This is a genomic window from Rhodococcus sp. Leaf247 (assembly GCF_001426185.1).
Lineage (GTDB): Bacteria > Actinomycetota > Actinomycetes > Mycobacteriales > Mycobacteriaceae > Rhodococcoides.
The window spans coordinates 422,961-445,877 of record NZ_LMRP01000002.1; the positions used below are offsets into that span (position 1 = coordinate 422,961).

The 22,917-nt window shown below is 65.8% G+C and carries 26 protein-coding genes; 9 read left to right on the forward strand and 17 right to left on the reverse strand.

Annotation, left to right across the window (positions count from 1 at the left end):
* Genes rplE through rplN form a run of 3 tightly spaced genes read right to left on the reverse strand, consistent with a single transcriptional unit; the run spans position 1 to position 1,251 of the window.
* A complete protein-coding gene (rplE, locus tag ASG64_RS11405) occupies positions 1-567 on the reverse strand; it encodes a 50S ribosomal protein L5 (RefSeq protein WP_056073676.1) in 567 nt (188 codons plus the stop codon).
* Entirely contained in the window at positions 567-881 is a 315-nt protein-coding gene (rplX, locus tag ASG64_RS11410; protein ID WP_042575440.1) for a 50S ribosomal protein L24, read from the reverse strand. The genes rplE and rplX overlap by 1 nt, the downstream gene beginning before the upstream one ends.
* Position 882: 1 nt before the next feature.
* Positions 883-1,251 carry a 50S ribosomal protein L14 gene (gene rplN / locus ASG64_RS11415; RefSeq protein ID WP_027504662.1) on the reverse strand — a complete coding sequence of 123 codons (369 nt, stop codon included), beginning with the start codon at positions 1,249-1,251 and terminating at the stop codon, positions 883-885.
* A 189-nt stretch (positions 1,252-1,440) separates the two neighbouring features.
* Here rplN and ASG64_RS11420 point away from each other — a divergent pair, with 189 nt between their 5' ends.
* The 6 genes from ASG64_RS11420 to ASG64_RS11445 all read left to right on the forward strand — a co-directional run bounded on the left by ASG64_RS11420 (position 1,441) and on the right by ASG64_RS11445 (position 10,328).
* Entirely contained in the window at positions 1,441-2,754 is a 1,314-nt protein-coding gene (locus ASG64_RS11420; protein ID WP_156388395.1) for an AIM24 family protein, read from the forward strand.
* A gap of 95 nt (positions 2,755-2,849) precedes the next feature.
* The gene (locus ASG64_RS11425; protein WP_056073678.1) at positions 2,850-3,875 is read left to right on the forward strand and encodes an endonuclease domain-containing protein; all 1,026 of its coding nucleotides are present in this window, start codon (positions 2,850-2,852) and stop codon (positions 3,873-3,875) included.
* Positions 3,872-4,549, forward strand: coding sequence for a hypothetical protein (locus tag ASG64_RS11430; RefSeq protein WP_056073679.1), 678 nt, complete (start codon positions 3,872-3,874; stop codon positions 4,547-4,549). Before ASG64_RS11425 ends, ASG64_RS11430 begins: the two co-directional genes overlap by 4 nt.
* A 14-nt stretch (positions 4,550-4,563) precedes the next feature.
* Positions 4,564-7,692: a helicase HerA domain-containing protein gene (locus tag ASG64_RS11435; RefSeq protein ID WP_056074330.1), complete on the forward strand. Its 3,129-nt coding sequence runs from the start codon at positions 4,564-4,566 to the stop codon at positions 7,690-7,692.
* Positions 7,693-7,702: 10 nt separating this feature from the next.
* The gene (locus tag ASG64_RS11440) at positions 7,703-8,707 is read left to right on the forward strand and encodes an aldo/keto reductase family protein (RefSeq protein ID WP_056073681.1); all 1,005 of its coding nucleotides are present in this window, start codon (positions 7,703-7,705) and stop codon (positions 8,705-8,707) included.
* 76 nt (positions 8,708-8,783) lie between these two features.
* Positions 8,784-10,328, forward strand: a complete 1,545-nt coding sequence (locus ASG64_RS11445) for an alanine/glycine:cation symporter family protein (RefSeq protein WP_056073683.1) — start codon at positions 8,784-8,786, stop codon at positions 10,326-10,328.
* Between the two features lie 6 nt (positions 10,329-10,334).
* Here ASG64_RS11445 and ASG64_RS11450 read toward each other — a convergent pair whose 3' ends face one another.
* From ASG64_RS11450 to rpsJ, 12 genes are all read right to left on the reverse strand, one after another.
* Complete coding sequence (locus ASG64_RS11450) at positions 10,335-11,027, reverse strand: hypothetical protein (RefSeq protein WP_056073685.1); 693 nt, start codon at positions 11,025-11,027, stop codon at positions 10,335-10,337.
* 95 nt (positions 11,028-11,122) lie between these two features.
* Positions 11,123-11,404 (reverse strand): 30S ribosomal protein S17, encoded by a 282-nt coding sequence (gene rpsQ, locus ASG64_RS11455; RefSeq protein ID WP_042575434.1) that lies wholly within the window; start codon positions 11,402-11,404, stop codon positions 11,123-11,125.
* Positions 11,401-11,646: a 50S ribosomal protein L29 gene (rpmC, locus tag ASG64_RS11460; protein ID WP_027504654.1), complete on the reverse strand. Its 246-nt coding sequence runs from the start codon at positions 11,644-11,646 to the stop codon at positions 11,401-11,403. Before rpmC ends, rpsQ begins: the two co-directional genes overlap by 4 nt.
* Complete coding sequence (gene rplP, locus ASG64_RS11465) at positions 11,646-12,062, reverse strand: 50S ribosomal protein L16 (protein WP_027504653.1); 417 nt, start codon at positions 12,060-12,062, stop codon at positions 11,646-11,648. The genes rpmC and rplP overlap by 1 nt, the downstream gene beginning before the upstream one ends.
* 3 nt (positions 12,063-12,065) lie before the next feature.
* Positions 12,066-12,869 (reverse strand): 30S ribosomal protein S3, encoded by an 804-nt coding sequence (gene rpsC, locus ASG64_RS11470; RefSeq protein WP_027504652.1) that lies wholly within the window; start codon positions 12,867-12,869, stop codon positions 12,066-12,068.
* The gene (rplV, locus tag ASG64_RS11475; RefSeq protein WP_027504651.1) at positions 12,869-13,273 is read right to left on the reverse strand and encodes a 50S ribosomal protein L22; all 405 of its coding nucleotides are present in this window, start codon (positions 13,271-13,273) and stop codon (positions 12,869-12,871) included. The genes rpsC and rplV overlap by 1 nt, the downstream gene beginning before the upstream one ends.
* Positions 13,270-13,551: a 30S ribosomal protein S19 gene (gene rpsS, locus ASG64_RS11480; RefSeq protein ID WP_042575433.1), complete on the reverse strand. Its 282-nt coding sequence runs from the start codon at positions 13,549-13,551 to the stop codon at positions 13,270-13,272. The genes rplV and rpsS overlap by 4 nt, the downstream gene beginning before the upstream one ends.
* Before the next feature lie 17 nt (positions 13,552-13,568).
* Positions 13,569-14,405 carry a 50S ribosomal protein L2 gene (rplB, locus tag ASG64_RS11485; RefSeq protein ID WP_042575432.1) on the reverse strand — a complete coding sequence of 279 codons (837 nt, stop codon included), beginning with the start codon at positions 14,403-14,405 and terminating at the stop codon, positions 13,569-13,571.
* A 47-nt stretch (positions 14,406-14,452) separates the two neighbouring features.
* Complete coding sequence (gene rplW, locus ASG64_RS11490) at positions 14,453-14,758, reverse strand: 50S ribosomal protein L23 (protein ID WP_027504648.1); 306 nt, start codon at positions 14,756-14,758, stop codon at positions 14,453-14,455.
* Complete coding sequence (gene rplD, locus ASG64_RS11495; RefSeq protein ID WP_042575431.1) at positions 14,755-15,444, reverse strand: 50S ribosomal protein L4; 690 nt, start codon at positions 15,442-15,444, stop codon at positions 14,755-14,757. The genes rplW and rplD overlap by 4 nt, the downstream gene beginning before the upstream one ends.
* Positions 15,441-16,106 (reverse strand): 50S ribosomal protein L3, encoded by a 666-nt coding sequence (gene rplC / locus ASG64_RS11500; protein ID WP_042575445.1) that lies wholly within the window; start codon positions 16,104-16,106, stop codon positions 15,441-15,443. Before rplC ends, rplD begins: the two co-directional genes overlap by 4 nt.
* A gap of 14 nt (positions 16,107-16,120) precedes the next feature.
* A complete protein-coding gene (rpsJ, locus tag ASG64_RS11505) occupies positions 16,121-16,426 on the reverse strand; it encodes a 30S ribosomal protein S10 (protein ID WP_003938093.1) in 306 nt (101 codons plus the stop codon).
* A 501-nt stretch (positions 16,427-16,927) separates the two neighbouring features.
* Here rpsJ and ASG64_RS11510 point away from each other — a divergent pair.
* Entirely contained in the window at positions 16,928-17,416 is a 489-nt protein-coding gene (locus ASG64_RS11510) for a hotdog fold domain-containing protein (RefSeq protein ID WP_056073687.1), read from the forward strand.
* A gap of 13 nt (positions 17,417-17,429) precedes the next feature.
* Here ASG64_RS11510 and ASG64_RS11515 read toward each other — a convergent pair whose 3' ends face one another.
* Both ASG64_RS11515 and ASG64_RS11520 read right to left on the reverse strand, forming a co-directional pair.
* Positions 17,430-18,320, reverse strand: a complete 891-nt coding sequence (locus tag ASG64_RS11515; RefSeq protein ID WP_056073689.1) for a glycosyltransferase — start codon at positions 18,318-18,320, stop codon at positions 17,430-17,432.
* 91 nt (positions 18,321-18,411) lie between these two features.
* Positions 18,412-19,482, reverse strand: a complete 1,071-nt coding sequence (locus tag ASG64_RS11520; RefSeq protein ID WP_056073691.1) for an alpha/beta hydrolase — start codon at positions 19,480-19,482, stop codon at positions 18,412-18,414.
* 307 nt (positions 19,483-19,789) lie between these two features.
* Between ASG64_RS11520 and ASG64_RS11525 the strand changes: the two genes are divergently transcribed.
* Complete coding sequence (locus ASG64_RS11525; RefSeq protein ID WP_056073693.1) at positions 19,790-21,181, forward strand: wax ester/triacylglycerol synthase domain-containing protein; 1,392 nt, start codon at positions 19,790-19,792, stop codon at positions 21,179-21,181.
* Positions 21,182-21,361: 180 nt separating this feature from the next.
* Positions 21,362-22,834: a wax ester/triacylglycerol synthase domain-containing protein gene (locus ASG64_RS11530; RefSeq protein WP_056073695.1), complete on the forward strand. Its 1,473-nt coding sequence runs from the start codon at positions 21,362-21,364 to the stop codon at positions 22,832-22,834.
* Positions 22,835-22,917 lie beyond the last annotated feature (83 nt).

The window sequence follows — 22,917 nt, forward strand, 5'->3', positions numbered from 1 at the left end:
TCAGATCTCCTTGAACGGGAAGCCGAGGTGCTTGAGCAGCGCGCGGCCTTCGTCGTTGTTGGTTGCCGTCGTGACGACGGTGATGTCCATACCGCGAGGGCGGTCGATCTTGTCGACGTCGATCTCGTGGAACATCGACTGCTCGTTCAGGCCGAACGTGTAGTTGCCGTTGCCGTCGAACTGCGTGCCCGACAGGCCGCGGAAGTCCCTGATGCGGGGAAGCGCGATGGACACGAGACGGTCCAGGAACTCCCACATACGGTCGCCGCGCAGCGTGACGCGCGCGCCGATGGGCATTCCCTCGCGGAGCTTGAACTGCGCGATGGACTTACGAGCCTTGCGGATCTCGGGCTTCTGGCCGGTGATCGCGGCGAGGTCTGCGACCGCACCGTTGATCAGCTTCGCGTCACGGGCGGCGTCGCCGACACCCATGTTGACGACGACCTTGACAACGCCGGGGATCTGCATGACGTTCGCGTACTCGAACTCGGTGTTCAGCGCGTCCTTGATCTCCTCGCGGTAGCGAGTCTTCAGGCGCGGAACGATCTTGTTCTCGGTGGTCGTCATCAGATGTCCTTCCCGTTCTTACGGGAAATCCGAACGCGCTTGCCGTTGTCGTCGGTGCGGTAGCCCACGCGAGTGGGGTTGCCGTCCGAGTCGATGACCGCGACGTTCGAAACGTGAATGGGGGCTTCCTGCGTGACGATGCCGCCCGAGGATGCGCCGCGCTCGTTGGCCGAGACAGCGGTGTGCTTCTTGATGCGGTTGACGCCCTCGACGAGGATCTTGGAGGTCTCCGGGTAGGCCGTGATGACCTTGCCCTTGGCTCCCTTGTCCTTGCCCGAGATGACGATGACCGTGTCGCCCTTGTGCACCTTCATCTCACAACACCTCCGGAGCCAGCGACACGATGCGCATGAACTTCTTCTCGCGCAGCTCGCGGCCGACCGGGCCGAAGATGCGGGTACCGCGGGGGTCGTTGTCAGGCTTGATGAGAACGGCAGCGTTCTCGTCGAACTTGATGTACGAACCGTCGGCGCGGCGACGCTCCTTCGTGGTGCGGACGATGACGGCCTTGACGACCTCGCCCTTCTTGATGTTTCCACCGGGGATCGCGTCCTTGACGGTGGCGACGATGACGTCGCCGATCCCGGCGTAACGGCGTGACGAACCACCGAGAACGCGAATGCACAAGATTTCCTTGGCACCCGTGTTGTCGGCGACGCGAAGCCGCGACTCCTGCTGAATCATGGGTCTCCTTGATGACCTGGATGTACGTACGTGCCGGATACCGACCCGACACGCGCGGTCTCGTCGACCGGGCGGACGCATGCGTCTACCACGGGCAACCGCTCTAGTGTAGGGAACACGCGGGTGGGAACCAAATCGCGTTCCCTGCCGGTCCGCTGTCGACCACCCGTGTCGGGCTCCGGTGGCAGACTGTCCCTCGTGTACAGCCTAGCGAGGGGCGAGAACCGCCCCGCACCGTCGGAAGGTCTCGACATCACGGTCGCCGGGGCTGCAGTGGACGTGTCCGCGCTGCTGCTCACCGGGTCGGGGAAGGTGCGGTCGGATTCGGACCTCGTCTTCTTCAACAACCCTGTCGGGCCGGGTGTCACGTACGGCGCCGGCGGTATCCGCGTCGACACGCGGGCGGTCCCTGGCGACATCGAGACGGTGGCGGTCACCGCGAGCCTCGACGGATCCGGTCCCACCACGTTCGCCGGTCTGCCTCTACGCATCAGCGTCGGCAGCGACCTCGTCTTCGACATGACGGGCCTCACCAGTGAGACCGCCGTCGTGTGCGTCGAGATCTACCGACGCGGAGACAGCTGGAAGGTGCGCGCCGTCGGGCAGGGGTTCGACGACGGACTCGCCGGCATCGCGACGAATTTCGGGATCAGCGTCGACGACGAACCCGCACCCGCGCAGACGCCACCGCCGGTCGCAGCACCGCGACAGACACCTGCAGCACCCACCCGGGCACCATCACCCGTACCGATCCAGGGAGCACTGGCCGTGAGAAGTGAACTGTTCGCCCCCAGCAATGCCGAGGTCCAGGGCGCCGGCATCCAGAAGCAGGGCAGCAAGTTGGCCCGCGTCGCGATGAACGGCGAGATCATGGCCCGCTCGGGTTCCATGGTCGCCTACCAGGGCGACCTGAAGTTCGAGGCGCAGGGATCCGGCGGTATCGGCAACATGATCCGCCGCACCATGACGGGCGAGGGTGTGCCGCTGATGAAGGTGTCGGGGCGCGGTGACCTGTTCCTCGCGAACGCGGCGCAAGACGTGCACATCATCGACCTCGACGGCAGTGACGGCCTGACCATCAACGGCGCCAACGTGCTGGCCTTCGACTCGACTCTGACGTACCGCATCGGTCGCGTCCAGGGAGCGGCCGCGAGCAGCAACGCGGGGCTGTTCAACTGCATCTTCACCGGTCAGGGCCGCATCGCCATCACGACCGACGGTCAACCCGTCGTCCTGAACGTCGATCAGCCGACGTTCGCGGACCCTCAGGCGGCGGTGGCGTGGTCGTCGAGTCTGCAGACGTCGGTCAAGAGCAACGACCAGCTGAACTTCGGAACGCTGATCGGCCGGAGCACCGGCGAGCGCTTCACGCTGCAGTTCTCCGGGCAGGGATTCGTCGTGGTGCAGCCGTCCGAGCAGCCCCCGGGCGGCTTCGTCGGCGGCACCGGTGGCGGACAGCAGGCCGGAGTCGGCGGCGCGCTCGGTGGCCTGCTCGGACGGTGACCCGCGCGACACTCGATCCCGTCCCCGGGTACGGTTTCGGGGATGGTAACCGTCGGTGCGACCGCTATCTCCGGTGCGGAGGGGGTGAGGCCTGAATGACGTATGCCGACTCGTCGACCACCACGTCGTGGTGGCAGCACGCTCCCCTCGACCGTGTCGCCCGATTGCACGGACCGCGGTTCCGCGACCTGGCCGAATCGGTGGATCCCCTACCGGACAGTGCGCCGGCAGTGCTCTTCTTCGGCTTGTCGGGCGGTACCGCGTCGCAGATCGTGGACGCCGTCGTCGACGCGCTCGAACGTGCCGCGCTGGATCTCGTCCCGCAGTGGCTGCCCGGTGCGGTGGACGCGGACGACCACTCGTCGTTGGCTCGCGGCAGCGCCCGTGCCAGGGCGCTCGAGGTCGCGGCGACCACCGACCACTTCGGCCCCTACCTCGCCCACCTGGCCGACGCCTACGTCTCCGGTCGACCCCCGCGTGACGACGCGTACTCCCGTGAGACCAGAGCAACCGGAGCCGGACGCGTCGTCGCGCAGGCGAACGGACGTCGGTCCGCGGTCCTGATCGTCGACATCCCGGTCGACGCCGACGTCGATGCCGTGTCGGCGGCCGCGGAGTGGTTGTGCGGCACCGGTATCGGGGTCTGGCTCACCGGCGCCGGTGCGGTGGAACGCTTCCCGTCGATACGCGTCGACGCACCGCCCGCGCCCGCCGATGTCAGCACCATCGTCGACAGGTTCCGCCCGTTGGGGTATCCGCCCGTCGAGGGTCGTCCCCATGCGGCCAGTGCAGCGGAATCACTCCTCTACCGTCTCCTGTCGACTCGCGAATGGGCTGCCGGGCGGGTGCACAATCGCGTCGTGAAATTGTCGGAGTTGAGTCGACCGTTCACCATCGACGTGCTGTGGGACGAGGAGAAGGTGGCCGTCGAGATCGACGGACCCGAGCACCGCGCCCGAGCGATGTTCTCCGACGACCGCTCTCGCGACAACCTGCTGCAGACGCACGGATACATCGTGTTGCGGTTCACCAACGAGGACATGCTGACCGACCACGGACGTGTCGTGGCCATGATCGAACAGACTCTGCACCGACGACGTACGAAGGGGACTGCAACGTGAGCGCGAACGAGTTGACCGGCACCGAGGTATCCGTGCTGATGGTGTTGATGGCCGAGGCGCGGGCGGTGCGGAATCCGGATCTGGCGGTTCTCGGTCCCGAACTGAAGAAGGCTCAGCGGGACCGACTGTCGTCGCAGGGTCTGATCGAGGTCGGCAAGGACGGTCGCTCGATGACCCTGGAACTCACCGACAAGGGATGGAAGCACTGCTCCGACCTGATGGGGACGACGCCGCCGAAGGGCGCCGCCGGGCCGAGCAAGGCGCTGTTCACCGTCATGGCCGGGCTCGGTCGGTGGTTCCAGCGCGACGACGTGCGGCCCGCCGAAGTCTTCTTCCCACGGGACACTCCGGCGACCATCGCCGCTCCGCCCACGCCGCCGAACGCCGTGGTGACACCGAGCGTTCGCGCGTCACTCGACGTCGAGACACGCATCCGTGACACCTATGCCGAGCTCGCCCGCGAGCCCGGTGCATGGGTCCGGCTGTCGCGGCTGCGGCCGGCGCTCGCCGACATTCCTCGCGCCGACCTGGACGACGCGTTGGCGCGCCTGCGCCGCGCGTCGGATGTCTCCCTCATTCCCGAGGAGAACCAGAAGACCTTGACCGACGAGGACCGTGCGGCGGCCGTCGACGTCGGCAATCAGCAGAACCATCTCTTGGCGATCGAACAGTGACGGGCGGCTCCACCATGGCGACCACGACCACCAAGTCCGAACAGATCCGCGCGCTCGAATCGGTGCGACTGAGCTGGGCACCCACTCCTGACGACGTCTGGCGTTCGCAGTCCGACGTGCACGTACCCGGCATGCACGAGCGTGTGTTCACCGAGGTCATGAGCGCCTACACCGATGCCGAGAACTCCGACGACGCAAGCCCTCTGGGCGTCGTCGTACAGGGACCTGCCGGGTCCGGCAAGACACACCTCCTGGGCCAGGTCCGCGAGGAGGTCCAGTCGCGGGGCGGCTACTTCTTCCTCATCCGGCTTCTCGACGCGGCCGGCTTCTGGCGATCGACGTTGATGGGCATGCTCGACGATCTCAACCGTCCGTCCGGTCGCGGTGACGACAGTCAGCTCCGGCTGGTGCTGCGTCGACTCTGCGACATCGCCGGCGTGAGCGACGATCAGCGTCGTCAGATCATGGGCGAGAGCATGATCGAGCCCGACGTGCTCAACGAGTTCGTCACCGGCGTCTACAAGGCGCACCCTCGGCACCGTCGGACGTCGCAGCACACCCTCCGCGCCCTCGTTCTGTCCATCGCGCCCGATGCCGCCGTGCAGGACATCGGCGATGCCTACCTGCAGTCGATCGACGACGTCGACGCCGACGAGTTCGATTCGTGGGGTATCCGCCGGGCAGAGCTCGGGCATCAGGGCATCGCGGAGAACATCTCCCGACTGCTCGCGATCACGGGGCCCACGATTCTCGCCATCGACCAGATCGATACCCTCGTCGCCCAGGCTCGCACCGGTGCGGACAAGGACTACGCGGACGAGCAGGAAGACAAGGTGGTCGAGCAACTCGCCCACGGTCTGATGACGCTGCGGGAAACGTTGCCTCGCACCGCGTCGGTGTTGTCGGCGCTGTCGAGCGCATGGGATCTGATCGCCGCACGCGGTGTCGCACCGATGCGCGACCGGTTCCGAGTCACGCAGCGACTCAAGCCGATTCCGTCGTCCGACGTGGGTCGACTGCTGCTCGAACGTCGCCTCGGCGCATGCTTCCGCGAGGTGGGATTCGAGACTCCTCACCCGACCTGGCCGGTGGCTGTCGACGCCTTCGACAAGGCGCCCGACTTCACCCCACGACAGCTGCTCATCGCCGTCGACAAGCACATCCGTCACTGCCTCGAGACCGGTGTCGCGACCGAGCTGACCGACTTCGCTTCGAGCGGAGGAGGATCCGATGCCCCGTCGCTGCCGACCGCCAAACGATCCGAACTCGAGGCACTGGACGAGCGCTTCGCTGAGCTGCGGAGCGCGGCGGACGTCTCGACACCTCTCGAGCCCGGCACCGAGGACAGCCTCGTCCCGGCACTGCTCTCGGCGGGTCTCGACGCGTGGATCCACGAGCATCAGTCGTCCGACGACAGTCTCGCCCAGGACCCACCTCCGAGCGGGCGGCCAGCGCTGCACGCCCGTCTGAGGCACACCGTCGACAGCGACACCGACGACGAGGAGCACTGGTGCTTCCGCGCGGTCACGTCCTCGAATGCCCGGGCGGCGCTCGCCCGGATCGAACGTGCCGTCACCGCAGCGGGTCTGCACATCGACATGCCGCGTCGACGGCTGATCTTGATCCGCAACTCGTCGTGGCCGAAGGGCGCCAAGACCGAGCAGACGGTGGCAGCGTTGCACCGCGCCGGCGGCGTCGAGGTTCCACTGAGTGAGGACGACCGGCGCTCGCTGATCGCTCTGGGTGCGCTGCGCACGGAGAACTCCCCGGCGCTCACATCATGGCTGCTGGCCCGCAAGCCTGCTCACGAGATCGAGCTGTTCCGGACGGTCCTGCCCGACGCGAGCGTCGTCGACGACGATCAAGCTCTGATCGAACCTGAAGCGGCGCAAGCGCCTGTCGCCGCCGTTCCGCGCCGGGAGCACATCGAGATGGGCACCGAACTCAGCACCAACGCCGAGGTTCGCATTCCGCTCGAGGCACTGCGCAAGCACACGGCGATCTTCGCCGGATCGGGCAGCGGTAAGACGGTGCTGATCCGCCGACTCGTCGAGGAGTGTGCGCTGCACGGAGTGTCGTCCATCGTGCTCGACATCAACAACGACCTCGCCCGCCTGGGTACGGCGTGGCCCGAGGACGAACGCACGTGGCCGCCGGGCGACGAAGCGAAAGCTGCTGCGTACCTCCGCGATACGGACGTCGTGGTCTGGACACCTCGGAAGTCGTCCGGACGCCCGCTGAGCTTCCAACCACTTCCCGACTTCGCGAGCGTCATCGGTGACCGGGACGAGTTCGATGCGTCCGTCGAGTCGGGGCTCGCCGCTCTCGCTCCCGCCGCACTCGCCACGGGAACCACCGAGAAGGCGACGCACCGCCAGGCCGTGCTGCGTGCTGCGCTGGACGGCTTCGGTCGGCGATCGGCGGGCGACATGTCCGACTTCATCGACCTGCTGGAGAACCTGCCTGCGGATGCGAGCGAGATGCGGGACGCGGTGCGCATCGCCGCGGACCTCGCGGAGAACCTCAAGGCCGCGATGACCAACGACCCGATGTTCGCCGGGTCCGGCACCCCGGTCGATCCCGGAGTGCTCCTGACTCCGGTGGAGGGGAAGAAGGCGCGCGTGTCCGTCATCAACCTCTCGGGATTGACGACGGAAGAGCAGAAGCAGAGCTTCGTGAACCAGCTCCAGATGGGGTTGTTCGCCTGGATCAAGAAGAACCCGGCCGGCGATCGGCCTCTGGGCGGCCTGTTCGTGATGGACGAGGCCCAGAACTACGCACCGTCCGACAAGGCGACGCCCGCGACCCACAGCACGTTGGCGCTGGCGTCGCAGGCCCGCAAGTACGGCCTGGGTCTGGTGTTCGCGACGCAGGCGCCCAAGGGACTGCACAACCGCATCGCCGGGAACGCGGCGACACAGTTCTACGGACTCCTCAACAGCCCCGCGCAGATTCAGGCCGCACAGGAGATGGCCCGTGCCAAGGGCGGGTCGGTTCCCGACGTCGGCCGCTTGCCCGCGGGCCAGTTCTACGCGGCGGTCGAGGGCTCGGAGTTTCGGCGCACCGCCACTCCTCTGTGCCTGACCTACCACCCCAAGAGCCCGCCGACCGAGGAAGAGGTCCTTGCGCTGGCCCGCGAGTAGCGTTGATCGCATGGCTTACAGATACCTCGGAAACAGTGGACTCAAGGTCTCGGAGATCACCTACGGCAACTGGCTCACACACGGGTCGCAGGTCGAGAACGACGTCGCGACCGCGTGTGTGAAGGCAGCGCTCGACGCGGGCATCACGGCGTTCGACACCGCGGACGTGTACGCGAACGGTGCCGCGGAGACCGTGCTGGGCAAGGCTCTGGCCGGCGAGCGTCGTGAAGGACTCGAGATCTTCACGAAGGTGTATTTCCCCGTCGGCGAGAAGGGCCCCAACGACACCGGGCTCTCGCGCAAGCACATCTTCGAGGGCATCGACAATTCACTCCGTCGCCTGGGCACCGACTACGTCGACCTCTATCAGGCGCACCGCTACGACCACGAGACTCCGCTGGAGGAGACCATCGCCGCGTTCGGTGACGTGGTGCAGCAGGGCAAGGCGCTGTACATCGGTGTGTCCGAGTGGACAGCCGACCAGCTGCGCGAGGCTCAGACCCTCGCCCGGCAGCGCGGTTTCTCCATCGTCTCCAATCAGCCACAGTATTCGGCACTCTGGCGCGTCATCGAGTCCGATGTCGTACCCGCGTCGAAGGAACTCGGTATCTCGCAGATCGTCTGGTCGCCGCTGGCGCAGGGCGTCCTGACGGGCAAATACGTTCCGGGACAGCCCCTTCCGGAGGGATCGCGCGCCACCGACGACAAGGGCGGCGCGGACATGATCTCGCGCTACATGAACGACGAGACCCTGACGCGCGTACAGAAGCTGAAGCCGATCGCCGACGACCTGTCGATCACCATGTCGCAGCTCGCCATCGCGTGGGTACTGGCGAACGACAACATCGCCGCGGCACTGGTCGGCGCCTCCCGCCCCGAGCAGATCGCCGACAACGTCAAGGCTGCCGATGTGACGCTGGATGCCGACGTGCTCACGAAGATCGACGAGGCGCTCGGTGACATCGTCGAGAAGGACCCGAGCAAAACGAAGAGCCCCGAGACGCGACTGGCCTGAGGTCAAGATCAGGTAAAGGATCGGTCAGATCCGTCCGAAGACGAGCGGGATCCGGGGTACCGGGGTCGAATGAGATATGACTCCTCCACCCCGGATTCTCGCAGCCGATGGCGGCACCCTCACCACCATCGAGAATGCCATCAATTCGACGTTCGAACCTGTCACCGACGCGGTGACCACTGTCGTCTTCTTCTCCGTCGACATCGGCGGCGCATCGGTACCACTGGTCGTGCTCTGGCTCCTGGCAGCCGCGATCATCTTCACCGTCACCTTCAAATTCCTCCAGGTCAGAGGCGCCAAGCACGCCGTCGAGCTGGTTCGCGGAAAGCACGACGATCCCACCGCGCCCGGCGAGGTGAGCCACTTCCGCGCGCTGACAGCTGCCGTGTCGGGCACCGTCGGACTGGGCAACATCGCCGGTGTGGCGGTCGCGGTCACCCTGGGTGGCCCCGGCGCCACGCTGTGGATGATCCTCGCAGGGTTCCTCGGCATGGCCACCAAATTCGTCGAGTGCACCCTGGGCGTGAAGTACCGCGATGTCCACGAGGACGGCACCGTATCCGGCGGCCCGATGAAGTATCTGACGAAGGGTCTCGCCGAGCGCGGGATGAGCAGGGTCGGAAAGATCATGGCGACCGTCTACGCCGTCATCATCATCTTCTTCGGTATCTCCGGCGGAAACATGTTCCAAGCGAACCAGACCTACGCACAGGTTCGCAGTGTCACCGGTGGCGACGAGGGCTTTCTTGCTTCGGACGGCGCGAAATTCGGCTTCGGGCTCGTTGTCGCAGTCGTCATCGGCCTGGTCATCATCGGCGGAATGAAGTCCATCTCCGCGGTGACGGCGAAGCTGGTCCCGGCAATGGCCATCGTCTACGTGCTCGGATGCGCCGTGGTGATCGCCGTGAATATCGAGCAGGTTCCCAGCGCCATGAACGCGATCGTGACGGGCGCCTTTTCTCCCACCGGCGTGGCGGGTGGCGTACTCGGCGTGATGATAATCGGCATCCAGCGCGCCGCGTTCTCGAACGAGGCGGGACTGGGATCGGCCTCCATCGCGCACTCGGCAGTCAAGACGCGTCATCCGGTCACCGAGGGGTTCGTGGCCATGCTCGAACCGTTCATCGACACGGTCGTGATCTGCACGGCCACCGCGCTGACCATCGTCATCGCCAACACGCAGTCCTGGCAGGACCAGCGCGCCATCGTCGCGGAGACCGGCTCGCTCCCCGCAGGCGGCGTCACGCTGACCTCGGACGCCTTCGAGACGGTGCTCCCCTGGTTCCCGTACATCTTGACCGTCGCGGTCGCCCTCTTCGCACTGTCCACCGCGATCACGTGGGCTTACTACGGTTCGCAGGCGTGGACGTCGCTCTTCGGCCGCAGCGCCGTTGCCAAGCACAGTTTCAACATCATCTTCTGCACGTTCACCGTCATCGGCACGGTTCTCTCACTGGGGTCCGTGCTCGATTTCGCGGATGCCGCCTTGTTCGCCCTGGCTTTCGTCAACATCATCGGCCTGTATCTGCTTCTCCCCGTCGTGAAACGGGAGTTGCGGGACTACATGGCTCATCGCCGAGGCGAGACCGTGGTCGTCGACGACGTGGATGTCACGCGCTGACCGCACCTACGCCTCCAACGCCCCCGCGATGCGTTGCTCGATCTGTGCGTACGCCGTTGTCGGCAGCGTCACCAGACCGTCGATCTCGGAGCGTGCCTTGCGATACGCCGCCTGGCGCTCGGCGGGGGTCGAAGCGCCGTCCAAGGCCATGCGCAGCAACGACTGCGCGCGGGTGAGTCGGTTCTGCTCCGCTTCACTGAAGTTTCCGCGGCGACGACGCTTGGCCTCGGACTCAGCGGCGGTAAACGCGACCGCATAGTCGTGCACAGCCGAGCGGTAGAGCCGCTGCGCCTCCGGATCGCCGACCAGCTCGTCCGACGATGCCGGCCGCAAGGAGTCCGCGTCGAGCTTGGTGCGGTGGAAGGCCACCGTCATCGGATCGCGCATGTTCGTCATCATCGGAAACTCGAGCAGGTTGATTACGTCGGTCTCGTAGGCGAACCACTGCGTATTCACGTCGTCGTGCTCGGCGAGCGCCTTCTCGACGGACCGACGTTGCGCGTCCGCATCCTGTGTCGAGGCCTTGGTCAGTTCGAGCGCCGCGACCTTGGCCTCCTGCTTGATGCGGTACCGCTCGAGTCGACGATCCGCACGTCGCTCGTTCGCGGCGCTGACCGCCTTGGCCGCCCCCGCGATGGACCCGCCGAAGACGAACCACAGCCACCAGTAGCTTGCGGCGAACTGCAGAACTGCATCCATGCGGCCTCCTCGTGACGGCCATCGTAGCGAAGAGGCCGGACGCAGAACGGCCCCGCACTCACGAGGAGTGCGGGGCCGTTCGAGTGCTGCAGGTCTTACTTGGCCTTCTCGAGGACCTCGACCAGTCGCCAGTGCTTCGTGGCGGACAGGGGGCGGGTCTCCATGAGCTGAACGCGGTCGCCGACGCCGGCGACTCCGTTCTCGTCATGGGCCTTGACCTTGGTGGTGCGTCGGATGATCTTGCCGTAGAGGGCGTGCTTCACACGGTCCTCCAGCTCGACGACGATCGTCTTCTGCATCTTGTCGGAGACGACGTAACCGATACGCGTCTTCCGGCTGTTGCGTGCTTCTTCAGTGGTCACTGTTTCCTCGCTCATGCTGCGTCACCTGCCGTGTCCTCGGAAGGACCTGCGGCGAGCCCGAGCTCACGCTCGCGCATCACGGTGTAGATGCGCGCGATCTCGTGGCGGACGACGCGCAGTCGACGGTTGTTGTCCAGCTGACCGGTGGCCATCTGGAAGCGGAGGTTGAACAGCTCCTCCTTCGATTCACGAAGGCGGGTGATCAGTTCTTCGTCACCGAGCTCACGGAGCTCGGCAGCCGGGGTACCGGTAGCCATCAGAACTGAACCTCCCTCGTGATGATGCGTGCCTTGATCGGCAGCTTGTGGATTGCGCGAGTCAATGCTTCACGAGCGATCTGCTCGTCCGGGTAGCTGAGCTCGAAGAGCACGCGGCCGGGCTTGACATTGGCGACCCACCACTCCGGCGAACCCTTACCGGAACCCATGCGGGTCTCGGCAGGCTTCTTCGTGAGCGGGCGGTCCGGGTAGATGTTGATCCAGACCTTGCCACCGCGCTTGATGTGGCGGGTGACGGCGATACGGGCGGCCTCGATCTGACGGTTGGTGATGTAGGCGGGCTCGAGAGCCTGGATGCCGTATTCACCGAAGGTCACCTGAGTTCCGCCCTTGGCGGCACCCGAACGCTTGGGGTGGTGCTGCTTGCGGTGCTTGACCCGACGGGGGATCAACATGCGTCAGCCCTCCTTCTGCTCGGTCGTAGCGGGTGCATCAGCGGTTGCTGTCGCTGCGCGGCCGGCCTCGGTGCTGGTCGCCGTGGTGCCCGAGGCACCGCTGCGACGCGGACGAGACGGACGCTCGCGACGGGGACGATCGCCTGCCGGAGCAGCGGCGGCAACAGCTTCACGCTTGCCACCGACGATGTCGCCCTTGTAGATCCAGACCTTCACGCCGATGCGACCGAAGGTGGTCTTGGCCTCGTAGAGGCCGTAGTCGATGTCCGCACGCAGCGTGTGCAGCGGAACGCGACCTTCGCGGTAGAACTCGGAGCGGCTCATCTCCGCGCCGCCGAGGCGACCGGAGCACTGGACGCGGATGCCCTTGACGTTCGGCTGACGCATGGCCGACTGGATGGCCTTGCGCATCGCACGACGGAAAGCAACGCGGTTGCTGAGCTGCTCTGCGACACCCTGAGCCACGAGCTGAGCCTCGGACTCGGCGTTCTTGACCTCGAGGATGTTCAGCTGGACCTGCTTGCCGGTCAGCTTCTCGAGCTCGGAACGGATGCGATCGGCCTCGGCGCCGCGGCGACCGATGACGATGCCCGGACGCGCGGTGTGGATGTCGACGCGAACCCGATCACGGGTGCGCTCGATCTCCACCTTGGCGATGCCGGCGCGCTCCATGCCCGTGGCGAGGAGCTTGCGGATCTGCACGTCTTCCTTGACGTACTCCGCGTACTGCTTGTCTGCGTACCAGCGGGACTTCCAGTCGGTCGTGATGCCGAGGCGGAAGCCGTGCGGGTTGATCTTCTGGCCCACTACTGAGCTCCCTTCCGGCGACCACGTGTCGAGCCGCCGGTCTTGGGCAGGCTCTCCACGATGACCGTGATGTGAGATGTGCGCTTACGAATGCGGAACGCACGACCCTGGGCACGAGGCTGGAAACGCTTGAGGGTTGCGCCCTCGTCGACGAATGCAGCCGAGACGATCAACGTGCTCGGATCGAGGTCCAGGTTGTTCTCCGCGTTGGCCGCTGCCGAAGCAACGACCTTGGCGACGGGCTCGCTGGCGGCCTGCGGTGCAAACTTGAGGATGTTCAGGGCATCCTCGACGCTCTTTCCGCGGACCAGGTCCACGACGCGACGTGCCTTCATCGGCGTCACGCGAACGTGCTTGGCCGTGGCCCGTGCGATCGGGTTGTCGGTGGGGGTGAAGTTGGTCATCGCCGCTTCGCCTTCCGGTCGTCCTTGATGTGACCCTTGAAGGTCCTCGTCGGCGCGAATTCTCCGAGCTTGTGTCCCACCATGGCGTCCGAGACGAACACCGGCACGTGCTTGCGTCCGTCATGGACGGCGAAGGTGTGGCCGATGAAATCGGGGGTGATGGTCGAACGGCGTGACCAGGTCTTGATGACCTGCTTCGTGCCCTTCTCGTTCTGAACGTCCACCTTTTTCAGGAGGTGGTCGTCGACGAACGGGCCTTTCTTCAGACTGCGTGGCATCTGCTACTCCCTCCTGCTTATCGCTTGTTCTTGCCGGTGCGGCGGCGGCGGACGATCAGTTGATCGCTGGGCTTGCTCTTGCGGGTACGGCCCTCGGGCTGTCCCCACGGGCTGACCGGGTGGCGTCCACCGGAGGTCTTACCCTCACCACCACCGTGCGGGTGGTCGACCGGGTTCATGACGACACCACGGACGGTGGGGCGCTTGCCCTTCCAGCGCATACGGCCGGCCTTGCCCCAGTTGATGTTCGACTGCTCGGCGTTGCCCACCTCGCCGACGGTTGCGCGGCAGCGCACGTCGACTCGACGGATCTCACCGGACGGCATACGCAGCGTGGCGTAGGCGCCTTCCTTACCGAGCAGCTGTGCACCGGCTCCGGCGGAGCGGACCATCTTGGCTCCACCACCGGGACGCAGTTCCACCGCGTGGATGGTGGTACCCGTCGGGATGTTGCGCAGCGGGAGGTTGTTACCGGGCTTGATGTCCGCGGTAGCGCCCTGCTCGATGGGCGAACCCTGAGCGATGCCCTTCGGCGCGATGATGTAGCGCTTCTCACCGTCGGCGAAGTGCAGCAGTGCGATGTTGGCGGTGCGGTTGGGGTCGTACTCGATGTGAGCGACCTTGGCCGGCACGCCGTCCTTGTCGTTGCGGCGGAAGTCGATCAGCCGGTAGGCGCGCTTGTGACCGCCACCCTTGTGACGGGTGGTGATACGGCCGTGTGCGTTGCGGCCACCGCGGCCGTGCAGCGGGCGGATGAGCGACTTCTCCGGTGTCGAGCGCGTGATCTCCGCGAAATCGGAGACACTCGCGCCACGACGACCGGGAGTGGTCGGCTTGTACTTACGAATTGCCATGTTTGTCTCGTCCCTTGATCCTCGAGGACCCTCTGAGCTCCGGTCGCTTACGCGACCGGGCCTCCGAAGATCTCGATGGGCTTGCTGTCGGCCGAGAGGGTCACGAGCGCGCGCTTGGTGCTCTTACGCGTGCCGTAGCCGAAACGGGTCCGCTTGCGCTTGCCCTGCCGGTTGGCGGTGTTCACGCTGGTCACAGTCACGCCGAAGACTTTTTCGACAGCGATCTTGATCTGCGTCTTGTTCGAATCGGGGTGCACGATGAACGTGTAGGTCCCCTGCTCGATGAGCCCGTACGACTTCTCCGAGATGACCGGGGCCAGCAGGATGTCGCGGGGATCGGCAATGGTGCTCACTTGTCCTCCTCCTGTGAATCCGTTGCTGCCTTGGCCGGTCCGGCGACGAACGTGTTCAGTGCCTCGACGCTGAAGATCACGTCGTCGGCCTCGAGCACGTCGTACGTGTTGAGCTGGTCCGGCGCGATGGGGTGGATGCCGTCGAGGTTCTGGACGGACTTCCATGCGGCCAGGTCTGCGCGGCCGATGACCAGCAGAACCTTCTTGCGATCGGTGAGCTCGGACAGGAACGTGCGGGCACCCTTGGTGGAGGGCACCTGTCCTGCGACGAGCTCGGTGATCACGTGGATGCGCTCGCTGCGCGCCCGGTCGGAGAGTGCACCGCGCAGTGCTGCGGCGATCATCTTCTTGGGGGTGCGCTGGCTGTAGTCACGCGGCTGCGGGCCGTGGACGGTGCCACCGCCGACGAACTGCGGTGCGCGGGTCGAGCCCTGACGTGCGCGGCCGGTGCCCTTCTGGCGGTACGGCTTCTTGCCGCCGCCGCGGACCTCTCCACGAGTCTTCGTCGAGTGCGTGCCCTGACGTGCCGCAGCGAGCTGCGCGACGACGACCTGGTGCATCAACGCGATGTTCGCGGTGCGGTCGAAGATCTCGGCGGGGAGATCGACGGTGCCGTTGGTCTTGCCACCGGCCTCCTTGACGTCCAGCGTCAACTTGGTCGTGGAGTTCTTTTCGAGACTGGTCATGCTCGCGCACCACCCTTCACTGCGCTCTTGACGATCACGACGCCGCCCTTGCGGCCCGGGATCGCGCCCTTGATCAGCAGCAGACCGTTCTCGGCGTCCACCTTGTGGACCGAGAGGTTCTGCGTGGTGATGCGATCGCTACCCATACGACCCGACATGCGCATGCCCTTGAAGACACGGCCGGGGGTCGCGCAGCCACCGATGGAACCGGGGCGGCGGTGGACAGCCTGCGCACCGTGGCTCGCGCCCTGGCCCTTGAAGCCGTGGCGCTTCATCGTTCCCGCGAAGCCCTTGCCCTTGCTGACTCCGGTGACGTCGACGAATGCGCCGTCCTCGAACTCGGCAGCGGTGAGCTCCTGGCCGATCTCGTAGCCTGCGGCGTCGGCGACGCGCAGCTCTGCGAGGTGGCGACGGGGAGTGACGCCGGCCTTGGTGAACTGGCCGGAGACCGGCTTGTTCACCTTGCGGGGATCGATGGCACCGAAGGCGACCTGGACGGCGCTGTAGCCGTCGCGCTCCTCGGTACGGATCGCGGTGACGACGTTCGGGTCCGCCTTGATGACGGTGACCGGGACGACGCGATTGTTCTCGTCGAAGACCTGGGTCATGCCGAGCTTGGTGCCCAGAATTCCCTTGGCCGGACGCTTGATGTTGTCAGTCATGGTTGTCTCCGCGCTCACTGAATGTTGACGTCGACGCTTGCCGGCAGGTCGATGCGCATGAGCGCGTCGACCGTCTTCGGTGTCGGGTCGAGAATGTCGATGAGTCGCTTGTGCGTGCGCATCTCGAAGTGCTCGCGAGAGTCCTTGTACTTGTGCGGCGAACGGATGACGCAGTACACGTTCTTCTCGGTGGGCAACGGCACAGGTCCGACCACGCGTGCCCCGGTGCGGGTCACGGTCTCGACGATCTTGCGCGCGGACGCGTCGATCGCCTCGTGGTCGTAGGCCTTGAGCCTGATGCGGATCTTTTGTCCCGCCACGCTTATGTCCTCTTCCTTGCCCTGGTTAACCGTTGGTCAGGTCTCTCGTTCCCGGATGTCGATCCGAGAACCCGGCAGTGTGCTGACCCGACGCCGGCGTGGTGCCGGGCGCGAGGCGCATCCATGAGGACGAACGTGGCGAACTCTCGCATCCACGCATACGCGTGGCCAGGAGGAATCCGTTGCCGCTGTTCATCTGTCATGGTTCTCCGGTCCACGCGGTCGGGCGTGTCGCATTCCCGCACATGATTCTCCCGCTCGGCCGAACTCGACCGGGTGGTGAAACAGCGGACCGGATGCGCCCATCGTGCCGGCGCGATCACTGCTTGTCGTTCTTGTCGCTAGCCACAACCGGGACGATGCCGAAGCGCGCGAGACGCACGACAGCGATCACCTCGGTCAAGGCAACCCGAACAGTATGACCCACCGGGCCGCCGGAGTTCAAATCGAGGCCGCCGCCGACGTCCGCCTCTTCATCTTACCGACGAGTAAGGTGCGCCCATGAGTGAAATCTCGTCGGCCTCGACCACCGCTACCTACGCGCTCTGGAAGCGACTGCCCGCACCCGTCAGATCCGTCGCGTTCTCCGCGGGCATGTGCGCGCGAGTCCCGTTCTTCGCGGCCGTGTTCCCCCGGGTCCGCGAACTCGAACCGGGACGCTGCGTGGTGTCGGGACCGAAGTGGTTCGGCGTACACAACCACCTGGGGACGTTCCACGCCATCGCGGCGTGCAACCTGGCGGAGGTCGCCATGGGAATGCTGGCGGAGGCCACCGTCCCCACGACCCACCGATGGATTCCGAAGGCGATGACCGTGCAGTACCTCGCTCCCGGGCGGACATCACTGACGGCGACGGCCCAGCTCGCCGAAGTCCCCGAGTGGAACGAGGTGACCGCCGGCCGCGAACTCGTGGTTCCGGTCAGCCTGCGGGATACCTCCGGTGCAGAGGTCGTGCGCGCCGACATCACCATCTGGATCAGCGCGAAGTAGTCGTCGCGGACGTTCAGCGGTCCGACGGCGCTTCCGACAGCGCCGCCGGCCGGAAGTCCTGCTCGGTGACCAGCCGCTTCGGGGAGAACGAACCCGTGACCGGATCGTAGGCCCGGTAGGGGAACCAGAACACCGCGTGCGACAGCCACGTCACCGGTGCCACGAGCCACTTCAGCGACCAGTTCGATCGACCGTGGATCTCGAAGCTCGTGATACCCGCCTTGACGAACGACGTGTACTTCAACGGAGGCGTGAGCGCCCGCCGCGGCGAGATGTCCGCCCACATCTCGGTCGGCTGCACGATGGAGTACCCGGCCTCGATCAGGCACAGCGCGAAGTCGATGTCCTCGTGGACGTCGGCGCGCGAGGTCAGTTTGTCCTGCACCGCGTTCCACGCGTCGAGGCGCACGGCCATGTTGGCGCCGTGCATGTTGTCGATCTTCATGCTGTTGCCCAGCATCTTGGCCCGGACCAGCACGTCGACGAGCATCTTCTTGGACCGACTGAACGGCGAATCGTACGGCGCACTCAATCCCGTGATACCCCCGAGATTGAGAGACGGATCCGCTTCGGCGAATGTCGACTTCACCGCATCGACCCATCCCGCACCTATCCTGGTGTCGGCGTCGATACGTCCGACAATGTCGGACTTCGCCTCCCTGAAACCGGTATTGCGCGAGAAGAACAATCCTTTTCGCGGTTCGTGCACCAGGCGGATCTTCGGTTCCGACGCGGCATACTTCTCGACTATCTCCACCGTGCGATCCGTCGACCCGTTGTCGACGACGATGACCTCGGACAACTGCTCGATCTGCGGGAGAACATGGTCGAGACATGCTCCGATGTAGTCCTCCTCGTCGAGGACGGGAATGACGATCGTGGTGTCGTTGCCGATGCCGTTCATGCGCGATCACGTCTCTTCACGCATTCACGATAACGCGAGAGCCGACTCCTCACGAATGGGCCACGCCACCCGTCGGAACGTCACCTGGAATTCATATCCCCAGTGATGCAGCGACCGTCGGCCACGATTCGTGCAGGTCTTCCTGCCAGTACGCCCAGGAATGCGTTCCGTTGTCCCGGAACTTCACCGTCGCCGGGATCTGCAGCTGCGCGAGACGCTCCGCGAATGTCCGGGTGCACGTCGCGGTGATCGATTCGATACCCCCACCGACGAGCACGCGATTGACCAGCGCCGGCACATCACCCGCGATTCGTGCGGACTGCAGCGTCTCGTCGAACCCCGGTAGACCGTTGCCGGTGGTGATGTACATCGGCGTACCTCTGAGCTTGTCGGCGTTGAGCAACGCGTCGTTGGCTGCCCACTCGGGGCCGTCGTCGGGCCCCCACATGTTCTCCGTGTCGCCGCCCCCGCGCGCTTCGACGACCAGCTTGACGAAGGCACGCCCCAGATCGTCCGAGGTGCCCGCACACCCGCTGAAGGACGCGACCGACGAGTAGAACCCCGGGTTGTCGGCGGCCAGCATGAGTACGGCGCTGGCTGCCATCGAGATGCCACCGACAGCCTGAGTTCCGGTGGTTCCCAGGGACTCGTCGACGAGCGGCGGGAGTTCCTGCGTCAGGAACGTCTCCCACTTGTTGCGCCCCAGCTCGGGATCGTCGGCGACCCAGTCGGTGTAGTAACTGAAGGCACCTGCGCGGGGGATGACGACATTGACGTTCTTATCTGCGAAGAACGTGGCGACGTCGGCCTGATCCGGCCAGTTGCTCGACGGGTCCTCGCCGCCGCTGGCGCCGTTGAGCAAGTAGTAGGTCGGACGGGGCACCGAGGTGTCCGCGGGCCTGAAGACCTGCAGGGGGACGGAGCGGTCCATCGACGGGGAATACACGGTGACGAGGTACTCGAGACCGCCCACGTGCTCGACGCTCTCCACCCTGGCACCGGATGCCGTGGTGACGTCGGTGACGGGCTCGACCGGCGCGGCCGTGGCGACGGCGGGAGCGAACGGCAGCAGGGTCGTCGCAGCGACCACGGCGATGCCGGCGGCGACGGCGCGACCCTGTGCTGCGAACCGACCTACCGGTCGATGTCGTGTCGACGTCATTGAAGTATCTCCCTCGTCCCACCAGTCACAACTCGTGCTCACTGTAAAGGACCGCGCGGCGCGGCGAGTCGCGTCGACTGCACGCCGTCCGAGCCGAGAACTCGTAACGCGGCGCGCTCACCGATCGATGGATCGGATATCGCGGCCCTGACGCGTCGATTCATCGGAGAGCGCGTCCGAAGCGCATTTATCGGTCTTCTCCCGTGCGTAAACCAATCTTTGGGTATGGTTCGACGAGGTCGGGCCTCGGAACAGAATGGTGGTAGCCATGTCGACACGACACGGACGTCCCCTCTCGGGAGAACCCATGGCAGCGCGCGACGCGCTGAACTATTACTTCGAGTCGGACAGGACGCCCGGGACCATCGTCCACGGCCTCGTCGTCGACACCTCCCGGTCCATGCGGTCCGTCCGCACGCACGACGACGCCGTCACGTTCGCGAACGCCGTCCTCGACCTCCATCCCCTCTTCCGTCGCCGATTGCAGACGGTCACGGCGAATCTGGCGTTCCCGCTGTGGGTGGAGTGCGAGGTGGCCGTCGCCGACCACGTGTTCGTTCATCGGGCGACAGGCACCGACGATCACGAGTTCCTCCGTCGCCGAGTCGTCGATGCGTCCAGGACTCCGGTCGATTTCGACGCGCCCGCGTGGCAACTGCACTTCGTGACCGATCTCCACGGCGTTCCCGGAGTTCCGAACGGCGGCACGGTGCTGTTGTTCAAGGTTCACCACAGTGCGATCGACGGAATGGGCACCGCAGACCTCGTGCACCGGATGCTCGCCCCCGCGAACCTGGATGTGGAAGCTTTCCGCGCGGACGACTTCCGGCGGTCGACCGCACAGGTACCGACGACCTGGTCCTCGCTCCGCGCGCTCCCCCGAGATCTTCTGCGATTCGGCCGCGCATCGGTCGCGCGTGCATCCGCCGTGCGCCGTCTGGCACCGGCCGACCGCCCGCAGCCCCACAAGTACCCGGCGACGCGATTCAACAACAACACGTCCCCGGACATGACGTTCGACCTGATGTGGTTCGACCTCGACCGCGTGCGCCGGATCAAGTCCGCGGTGGACGGCGCGACCGTCAACGACGTCATCATGACGGTCGTGTCCCTGGGGATCTCGGAGTATCTGGCCGACGAAATGCCCACCGACACATTGGGCGCATCGTTCCCGGTCAACGTGCGGCCGGTGTCGCACACGGACGACACCGCCAACCAGCTCGCTATCGCCGTCGTCGACCTCGCGACGGACGTGTCCGATCCCCTGCAACGCCTCGCCGATGTCAGTTCCGCTGCGCGTGCCCGTAAAGCAGAACTGACGCGTCGGGTGCAGACGCTTCCGCCGCACCCTCTGAGCTCGGCGCCGGCGCCCGTCCTGGCGGCGCTCGCCGCCGCCATGCCGCGGCGGCCCGCGACACCGACGACGACATCGACGAACACGATGATCTCGAACATCGCGTACGGCAACGCCCCGATGGAGGTACTGGGCGCGCCCGTGGTCGGTGTGTTCGCCCCTCTTCCCGTCGTGGAAGGCGTGCAACTCGCCCACGTGGTGATGACGACAGGCCGCCGCATGTGCCTGACGGCCGTGTCGGACCGGAACCTGATGCCCGACATCGGCCGGTACATCGCCTGCCTCACGTCGGCGCTCGACCGTCTCGACGACGCGGTCCTCTCCTCGAGTCGGGTCGCCGGGTAGTTCGCACCGGACGCGAACGGTCGTCATTCGATCGGTCTAAAAACGGACCGATGCCTTGTCACAGCCCCGGTCCGACCGTACTTTGCATCAATCCCGGCATATTTCCCGACGTCCGTCGGTTTCCTCAGCGCGCGAACTCCCCGGTCCGCGCACGCACACATCCGAAGGCAGTGACGCGCGATGCATCCGAAGACAGTCGGGGTTCCCATGCATGCGCGGGACGCGCTGAACTACTACTTCGAGAGTTCACGGACGTCCGCCTCCGTGGTCCACTGCTACGCCTTCGACGTCGCCGGCGTCACCTCTCCGCTGCGGACACATGCCGATGCCCTCGAGTTCGGCGAGAAGATCCTGGGGCTGGACCCCGTTTTCCGACGCCGTCTGCAGAAGGTCCCGGGGCACCTCGCCTTCCCGCACTGGGTGACCGTGGACGTGGACGTGGCTCGCCACGTCTTCGTCCACACGCCCGCGCCCGATCGATCTCGTGAGTTCCTGGTGTCGAAGATCGTCGAGTTCTCGACGGTGCCGCTGGACTGGGATCTTCCGCCGTGGCAGTTCCACTTCATTCTCGACGTGGTCGGCGTCGAGGGAGTTCCGCACGGCGGCACCGTCGCGATCTTCCGTAGTCACCACAGCGCGATCGACGGGATGGGCGTCGTCGAGATGCTGAATCGGATCCTCTCCGACGAGCCCGTCGCGCGTGGCGAGTCGGACCGGGCGGTTGCCGTGCCGGGCGTGTGGAGTGCACTGCGGGCGCTGCCTCGCGACGTGGGAGCCCTCGTGAGCGCGGTGGCACGCCGCCGATCGGCCACGAAGGCCGCGTCGAAACGCGGGAGCACCCCGAGCAGTGCGCCTCACCGAACTCCCTATCCTGCAACACGATTCAACTACGACGCGCGCGTCCATCAGGACGGCCCGGACGAGATGACGTACGCCTTCCTGAGCGTCGACTTCGCACGGGTCAGGGCGATGAAGAACGCCTATCCGGGCGTGACGGTCAACGACGTCATGCTGACCGTCGTCTCGCTCGCCCTGTCGTCCTATCTGGACGCGATCGGTGAGATACCCGACCGGTCGCTCGGCACGACGATCCCGGTGAGCACGAGAGCGATGGCGGACAGCACGAACGCCAACCGCATCGCGATCGCCACCCTTCCCCTGCACACGGACATCGAGAGCCCCACGGCCAGACTCCTCGCGGTGCACGCATCGGCATCCGCGGCGAAGAAGAAGACCACCGACGCGGTGACGCACCTCCCTGCCATGCCGCTGACGGTGACCCCCGCCCCGTTCCTCAGAGCGATCAGCGTGGCGATGCGTGCTCCGTCGCGCCGACCCACGGCCGTGGCGACGAACACGATGATCACGAACGTCCCGTACGGCCGCGGACCGCTCACTCTGTTCGGTGCTCCCATGGTGGGCGTTTTCGGTCCACTTCCCACCGTGCAGGGCGTCTACCTCGCACATTCGATCTCGACCTTCGGCACGTCGATGTTCGTGTCGGTGGCATCCGTTCGCGCTGCGCTTCCGGACCCGGCGGCGTACGTTCTGCACATCGAATCGGCCGTCGACCGGCTCGCGAACGATCTCCTCGCCGATGGGGGTCGACATGAACGGGACGCAACGAATTTGCAACGCGAACGTAGCGAATAAACCTACCCAAAGTCTGTTTGAGCGAATAGAATCGGTTCCGGTCAGAATTCGACGATCGTAAGTGTTCGATCGGATTTCATTAC